8 protein-coding genes are annotated in these 6,838 nt (G+C 60.5%); 6 read left to right on the top strand and 2 right to left on the bottom strand.

Going from position 1 to position 6,838, the window contains the following annotated elements; translation table 11 throughout:
• The 3 genes from Q0341_RS09380 to dbpA form a co-directional block, all read left to right on the top strand.
• On the top strand, positions 1–736 hold a 736-nt coding region (locus Q0341_RS09380), incomplete at its 5' end, for a cation diffusion facilitator family transporter (RefSeq protein ID WP_299512466.1).
• Positions 733–1,176 (top strand): D-aminoacyl-tRNA deacylase, encoded by a 444-nt coding sequence (dtd, locus tag Q0341_RS09375; protein ID WP_299512463.1) that lies wholly within the window; start codon positions 733–735, stop codon positions 1,174–1,176. The genes Q0341_RS09380 and dtd, both read left to right, overlap by 4 nt.
• 34 nt (positions 1,177–1,210) lie before the next feature.
• Complete coding sequence (gene dbpA / locus Q0341_RS09370) at positions 1,211–2,620, top strand: ATP-dependent RNA helicase DbpA (RefSeq protein ID WP_299512461.1); 1,410 nt, start codon at positions 1,211–1,213, stop codon at positions 2,618–2,620.
• 407 nt (positions 2,621–3,027) lie between these two features.
• Here the strand turns inward: dbpA and ybeY are convergent, their stop codons facing one another.
• Together ybeY and Q0341_RS09360 are read right to left on the bottom strand one after the other, a co-directional pair.
• Positions 3,028–3,483: an rRNA maturation RNase YbeY gene (gene ybeY, locus Q0341_RS09365; RefSeq protein ID WP_299512459.1), complete on the bottom strand. Its 456-nt coding sequence runs from the start codon at positions 3,481–3,483 to the stop codon at positions 3,028–3,030.
• Positions 3,484–3,503: 20 nt separating this feature from the next.
• Positions 3,504–4,484: a PhoH family protein gene (locus tag Q0341_RS09360; protein ID WP_299512457.1), complete on the bottom strand. Its 981-nt coding sequence runs from the start codon at positions 4,482–4,484 to the stop codon at positions 3,504–3,506.
• 93 nt (positions 4,485–4,577) lie between these two features.
• Between Q0341_RS09360 and ruvA the strand changes: the two genes are divergently transcribed.
• The 3 genes from ruvA to Q0341_RS09345 form a co-directional block, all read left to right on the top strand.
• The gene (gene ruvA / locus Q0341_RS09355; protein WP_299512454.1) at positions 4,578–5,153 is read left to right on the top strand and encodes a Holliday junction branch migration protein RuvA; all 576 of its coding nucleotides are present in this window, start codon (positions 4,578–4,580) and stop codon (positions 5,151–5,153) included.
• A 13-nt stretch (positions 5,154–5,166) separates the two neighbouring features.
• Positions 5,167–6,219 carry a Holliday junction branch migration DNA helicase RuvB gene (gene ruvB, locus Q0341_RS09350; RefSeq protein ID WP_299512451.1) on the top strand — a complete coding sequence of 351 codons (1,053 nt, stop codon included), beginning with the start codon at positions 5,167–5,169 and terminating at the stop codon, positions 6,217–6,219.
• Between the two features lie 78 nt (positions 6,220–6,297).
• A partial coding sequence (locus Q0341_RS09345; protein WP_299512450.1) for a LysR family transcriptional regulator occupies positions 6,298–6,838 on the top strand: 541 nt, incomplete at its 3' end.

Below are 6,838 nucleotides of genomic sequence, written 5' to 3'. Positions count from 1 at the left end.
AGCCCGACCAGCCGATGACGAGCACCCCTTCGGTCACCACAAAGCCGAGTACTTTTCTTCGGGTTTTGAGGGCATCCTGATTGTGGTTGCGGCTTTGGGCATCATTTGGGCGGCCGGGCATCGGATTTTTGATCCGCAACCTATTGCGCAAGTCGGTTGGGGTTTGACCTTGTCGGTAGGCAGTTCCGCTTTGAACGGCTTTTTGGCCTGGCTCATGTTTCGCGCGGCCAAGCAACACCGCTCGCTTGCGCTGGAAGCCGATGCGCGTCACTTGGTGACCGACGTGTGGACTTCTGCGGGTGTGGTGGTGGGCATTGCTTTGGTGGGGGTGACGGGGTGGTTGTGGCTGGATGCATTGGTGGCCATTGGCGTGGCGTTGAACATTCTGAAAGAAGGGTGGCACCTGATTTGGCGGTCTTCCCAAGGCCTCATGGACGAAGCACTGGAGCCCGAGGTGTTGGCCGAAGTGCAAAGGGTGTTGGATGGTTTCACGCACCGCCGAGGGGAAACTGAAATCATCCGCTTTGACCACTTGAACACCCGCCAAGCTGGGCAGCGCCGATTTATAGACCTGCACATGCACATGCCCGCCAGCTGGACCTTGGGGCGAGCCGCAGCCTTGCGCGCCAGTGTGGAGCAGGCCCTGATGAGCGAAGTGCCGGGGCTGCGGGCCACCATCCAGCTCTTGCCCAGCGATGTGGAAGCGCACTTTGACGATGCTCGGGATTTGAAATGATTGTTGTGTTGCAACGGGTGAGTGAAGCCAGTGTGCGTGTCGATGACGAGGTCATCGGCCAGATCGACGCGGGTTTGCTGGTGCTGCTGTGCGCCGAAAAGGGCGATACCGATGCGGTGGCCGACAAGATGCTGGCCAAAATTTTGAAACTGCGCATCTTCAGCGACGAGGCGGGCAAGATGAACCTGAGCGTGCAGGATGTGGGCGGTGGTTTGCTGGTGGTGAGCCAGTTCACGCTGGCCGCCGATGTGGCGGGCGGTAACCGCCCCAGCTTCACCCAAGCCGCCGCGCCCGATGAAGGGCGGCGCTTGTACGAGCACTTTGTGTCTCAAGCGCAAAAAGCCCACTCGGTGGTGCAAACCGGCCGTTTTGCCGCCGACATGAAAGTAGCCCTCATCAACGATGGCCCCATCACCATCCCGATGCGCATGTCGGCTTGAGTCGCTGCTCGGGGTGGGCAACGATAATCCCCGCATGACTGCAACTTCTTCTGCCGCGAGTTCTGCTCGCTTTGACCAGCTCGCGCTGGCCCCTGCCACCCTTCAAAACCTCGAACAACTGGGCTACACCCAGATGACGCCCATCCAGGCGGCCAGCTTGCCGCTGACGCTGGCGGGACAAGACCTGATCGCTCAAGCCAGCACCGGCAGCGGCAAAACCGCCGCCTTTGGCCTGCCCTTGATCGAGCGCTTGCAAACGGTAGGTTCTCCCAGCGCGGCGATTCAAGCCGTGATTTTGTGTCCCACACGCGAGCTGGCCGACCAAGTCACGCAAGAAATTCGCCGTTTGGCCCGTGCTCGCCAAAACGTGAAAGTCGTCACCCTGTGTGGTGGCGTGGCCCTGCGTGGCCAGACGGTGAGTCTGGAGCACGGTGCCGATGTGGTGGTGGGCACGCCCGGCCGCATCCTGGACCACTTGGAGCGCGGTTCGCTGAGCCTGGCGGGCGTGAACACGCTGGTGCTGGACGAAGCCGACCGCATGCTGGACATGGGCTTTTTCGACGACATCGCCAAGGTGGTGCGCCAGTGCGCCAAAGACCGACAGACGCTGCTGTTTTCAGCCACCTACCCCGAAGGCATTGCCAAGTTGGCCGCGCAGTTCATGCGTGCACCGCAAACCGTGAAGGTGGAGGCGCAGCACAGCGCGTACAAAATCCGGCAGGTTTATTACGAAGTGAGCGAAAGCCAGCGGTTGGACGCTGTGTCCAAGTTGCTGGCGCACTTCCGTCCCGAGCGCACGCTGGCCTTTTGCAACACCAAGCAGCAGTGCCGCGATTTGGTGGCGGTGATGCAGGCCCAGGGCTACAGCGCGCTGGCGCTGTTTGGCGAGCTGGAGCAGCGCGAGCGCGACCAGGTGCTGGTGCAGTTTGCCAACCGCAGCTGCTCGGTGCTGGTGGCCACCGACGTGGCCTCTCGCGGTTTAGATGTTGAGGGCCTCGAAGCCGTGATCAACGTGGATGTGACGCCCGACGCAGAAATCCACATCCACCGAATTGGCCGCACGGGCCGGGGCGATGCCGAAGGCCTGGCTCTCACGCTGGCCAGCATGGACGAGATGGGATCGGTCGGAAAGATCGAGGTGATGCAAGGCCGCGAGTCCAATTGGGCCCCTTTGGCAGGGTTGGTGCCTGCTGCCAGTGGCTTGTTGAAGCCGCCCATGCGCACGTTGCAAATCGTGGGCGGGCGCAAAGAGAAGATTCGTGCGGGCGACGTGATGGGTGCGCTGGCCGGGGAGTGTGGTTTGACCCGCGAGCAGGTGGGCAAGATCAATGTGAACGAGTTTTCAACCTATGTGGCGGTGCAGGCGGAGTTGGCTAAAAAGGTCGAGGCGCAGTTGTCGCACGGCAAGATCAAGGGCAAGAGCGTGAAGGTTCGGTTGCTCTGACGTTTTGCCTTTTGCTTGGGCGGTGTGTGAGGGGATGCGGCGGGTTCCTCATAACGGGGTACCGAAAATCGTCACCCGCCGCATCCCCTCACACACCTGAGTGGTCATTCTTATTTGTAGGAGCCTACCCCTGTGGGCGATGGGCGTGGAACACGCCCTGCAAGCCATCGCCCACAGGGGTGGGACTCCGACAAAGATAAAAATATCCGCATAGCCGACAAAAACATGGGCCATTCAAACTTAATTGGGCCAGATCAACAGATTCCCAGCGGGTTAAAAAAACTGCACCACAGCCTCGAATGGGGTGGGGCCGGGTGACGATTTCCGGTACCCCGGCATGAGGAACCCGGCCCCACCCCATTCGAGGCCTCCCCAGCTCAAACCATCTGGGGCCTAACCAGCAAAAACTACAGATAAGGGTTCTTCAACCCCAACCCCGCCAAGATGTCCACCTCATAAGCCTCCATCTCCTCGGCATCGGCCTCGCTCGTCTCATGGTCCCAGCCCTGCGCGTGCAAAGTAGCGTGCACCAGCAAATGCGCGTAATGCGCCGCCAGCGTCTTGCCTTGCTCCTTGGCCTCACGCGCCACCACTGGGGCGCACAGTACCAGGTCGGCCATCACCACAGGCTCTTGCGCATAGTCGAAGGTCAGCACGTTGGTCGCGTAGTCCTTCTTGCGATAACCCAGGTTCAGCGCTCGGCCTTCCTCTTCGCCCACGATGCGCACCGTGATCTCTGCATCATCGGCCAAGGCGTGGCGAATCGCACGGGTTACCGCGTGGCGGGGCAGGGCTGCTCGGTGTCGCGCGGCGTAGGGGATGTCGCCAAATTGCAGGGACAGTTGGAGTTTCTGGAGGGCCATGAAGGTGCTCGATTCAGCTTTCAGTCGTCGGTGGGCAAGGGCTTGCGGCGGGTCGTGACACCCGCCCGCATGGCGGCGCTGCCTTGCGCGTCGTAGGCGTCCACGATGCGGGCTACCAGCGGGTGGCGCACCACGTCTGCGCTGGAAAAGCGTGTGAAGGCAATGCCCTTGACGCGCTTCAAAACCCGCTCGGCATCGATGAGGCCTGACAGCTGCCCCTTGGGCAAGTCGATCTGACTCACATCGCCCGTCACCACCGCCTTGGCCCCAAAGCCAATGCGGGTCAAAAACATCTTCATTTGTTCGGTGCTGGTGTTTTGCGCTTCGTCCAAGATCACAAAGGCGTTGTTCAACGTGCGCCCGCGCATGAAGGCCAGTGGGGCAATTTCGATGGCGTTGCGCTCAAAGGCTTTTTGCACCTTGTCGTAGCCCATCAGGTCATACAGCGCGTCGTACAAGGGACGCAGATACGGGTCAACTTTTTGTGACAAGTCGCCGGGCAAAAAGCCCAAGCGCTCGCCAGCTTCCACGGCCGGTCGCGTCAGTACGATGCGCTGCACGCTGGCGCGCTCCAGCGCGTCCACCGCGCAGGCCACGGCCAGATAAGTCTTGCCCGTGCCGGCCGGGCCGATGCCAAAGCTGATGTCGTGGCTGGCGATGCTCTCCAGATAGGCTGCTTGCACCGGGGTGCGGGCCTTCAGGTCAGCGCGGCGGGTTTGCAAGGCGGGCAAGTTCGCTTCTTCGCCACCGCTGTCACCCACCAGCATGAGCTGCACCATGTCCGGTGAAATGGGGCGGTCGGCGCGCTCGTAAATGGCCTGCAAAATCTCCATTGCCCGCAGCGCCATGGCTTTGGGGCCGTCCACCTTGAATTGCTCGTGGCGGTGCGCAATGCTCACCTGCAAGCCCGCTTCGATGGTTCGCAGGTGCGCGTCCATCGGGCCATACAGGTGTGACAAACGGGTGTTGTTGTGGGGCGTGAAGGTGTGTCTGACGATCAAGTGGATAATCCTGTCCGTGGGTGGTTTTGCGGTTTTTGTGCAGGCCAAGGAGCCCCGATTCTCCTCTATATCCATGAAACCCAAAGGCCCCCCATGATTGGCAAACTCACCGGCATCCTGAGCGACAAAAACCCACCCGAGGTGATCGTGGATTGCCACGGCGTGGGCTACGAGGTCAATGTGCCGATGAGCACTTTTTACAACTTACCTGCCACGGGCGAAAAAGTCAGTCTGGTCACGCACTTTGTGGTGCGCGAAGACGCGCAAATCCTCTACGGTTTTGCCACGCTGGCCGAACGAGAAGCTTTCCGTCAGCTCATCAAAATCTCAGGTGTGGGTCCACGCACGGCTTTGAGTGTGTTGTCCGGCATGAGTGTGGATGACTTGGCGCAGGCCATCACCACACAAGAGGTGGGGCGTTTGGTCAAGGTGCCAGGCATCGGCAAAAAAACCGCTGAGCGTTTGCTGCTCGAACTCAAGGGCAAATTAGGCGGTGACATCGGCGGCTTGTTTGCGGTGAATACTCCCGACGCACAAAGCGATATCCAACAAGCCTTGCTGGCGCTGGGCTACAGCGACAAAGAAGCCGCAGCGGCCCTCAAGAGCCTGCCCGTGGACGTTGGGGTGAGCGAGGGCATCAAGCTCGCGCTCAAGGCCCTGAACAAATAAAGCGATCTGAGCCATGAGCATCCGCACCGACGACTTCGCACCGCAGCCCGAGCCCCGGGTCATATCAGCGGCCCCTGTGTCTCATCAAGAGGAAGCCATTGAGCGCGCCCTGCGCCCCAAGCTGCTCGACGAATACGTCGGGCAAGTCAAGGTGCGTGAGCAATTGGAGATTTTCATCAGCGCCGCCAAGATGCGTGAGGAGCCGCTGGACCATGTGCTGCTGTTTGGTCCGCCCGGTTTGGGCAAGACCACGCTCAGCCACATCATCGCCGCCGAACTGGGCGTGAACCTGCGCCAGACCAGCGGCCCGGTGCTCGAAAAACCAAAGGATTTGGCCGCGCTGCTCACCAACCTCGAGCGCAACGATGTGCTCTTCATTGACGAGATCCACCGCCTCTCGCCGGTGGTTGAAGAAATCCTTTACCCTGCGCTCGAGGATTACCAAATCGACATCATGATCGGTGAAGGACCGGCGGCGCGCAGCATCAAGCTGGACCTGCAGCCCTTCACCTTGGTAGGGGCCACCACCCGCGCCGGCATGCTGACCAACCCCTTGCGCGACCGCTTTGGCATCGTCTCGCGTTTGGAGTTCTACACACCCGAGGAGCTCACCCGCATCGTGACCCGAAGCAGTGGCCTGCTCAAAGCGCCGATTGACCCGGAAGGTTCGTTCGAGATCGCCCGGCGCTCACGCGGTACGCCGCGCATTGCCAACCGCCTGCTGCGCCGGGTGCGTGACTATGCGGATGTGAAGGGCGACGGCACCATCCACAAAGCCATTGCGCAAAAAGCGCTGGTCATGCTCGACGTGGACCCTGAAGGCTTTGACCTGATGGACCGCAAATTGCTAGAAGCGGTGATCCACCGCTTTGATGGCGGCCCGGTCGGGTTGGACAACATTGCCGCCAGCATTGGTGAAGAACGCGACACCATCGAAGACGTGATCGAGCCGTATTTGATTCAGCAAGGCTATCTGCAGCGCACCCCCCGTGGGCGCATGGCCACCTTGGCGGCCTTCAAACATTTGGGTGTGACGCCGCCTAAATCTTTTGGCGAGCGGTTTTGAGTTTTGGCTCCGCCAGCTGGATTGGTTTGCAGAGGGCATTGGCATGGCTTACACATTCGCTGAAACGATAATGCACGCATGGAAACCAAATGGCTTGAAGATTTTGTGAGCTTGGCTGAAACCCGCAGTTTCAGCCGTTCGGCGCAGTTGCGGCATGTCACGCAGCCGGCGTTTTCACGGCGCATCCAGTCTTTAGAGGCTTGGGCCGGTGCTGACTTGGTCGACCGAAGTTCTTACCCCACCAAACTCACCCCTGCAGGCAAAACCTTGTATGCGCAAGCCTTGGAGATGCTGCAGGCGCTGCAAAACACACGGGCCATGCTGCGCGGGCACAATGCGGCGGGCCAGGACTTCATACAGTTTGCTTTACCGCACACGCTGGCCTTCACCTTTTTCCCGCATTGGGTGGCCAGTCTGCGCGAGAGCTTTGGCCCCATCAAGAGCCGACTCATCGCTCTGAATGTGCACGATGCCGCCATGCGGCTGGTGGAGGGGGGGTGCGACGTGTTGATCGCTTACCACCACCCGTCGCAGCCATTGCAAATTGACCCGGAGCGCTATGACATGGTGGTGCTGGGCCAAGAGGTGATCGCCCCATATGCGCAGTCGGGCCCAGAGG

It is taken from the genome of uncultured Limnohabitans sp. (assembly GCF_937889215.1).
GTDB lineage: Bacteria > Pseudomonadota > Gammaproteobacteria > Burkholderiales > Burkholderiaceae_C > Limnohabitans_A.
Note: the sequence above shows the minus strand (reverse complement) of the source record. Positions and strands in the feature narration are given on the sequence as shown.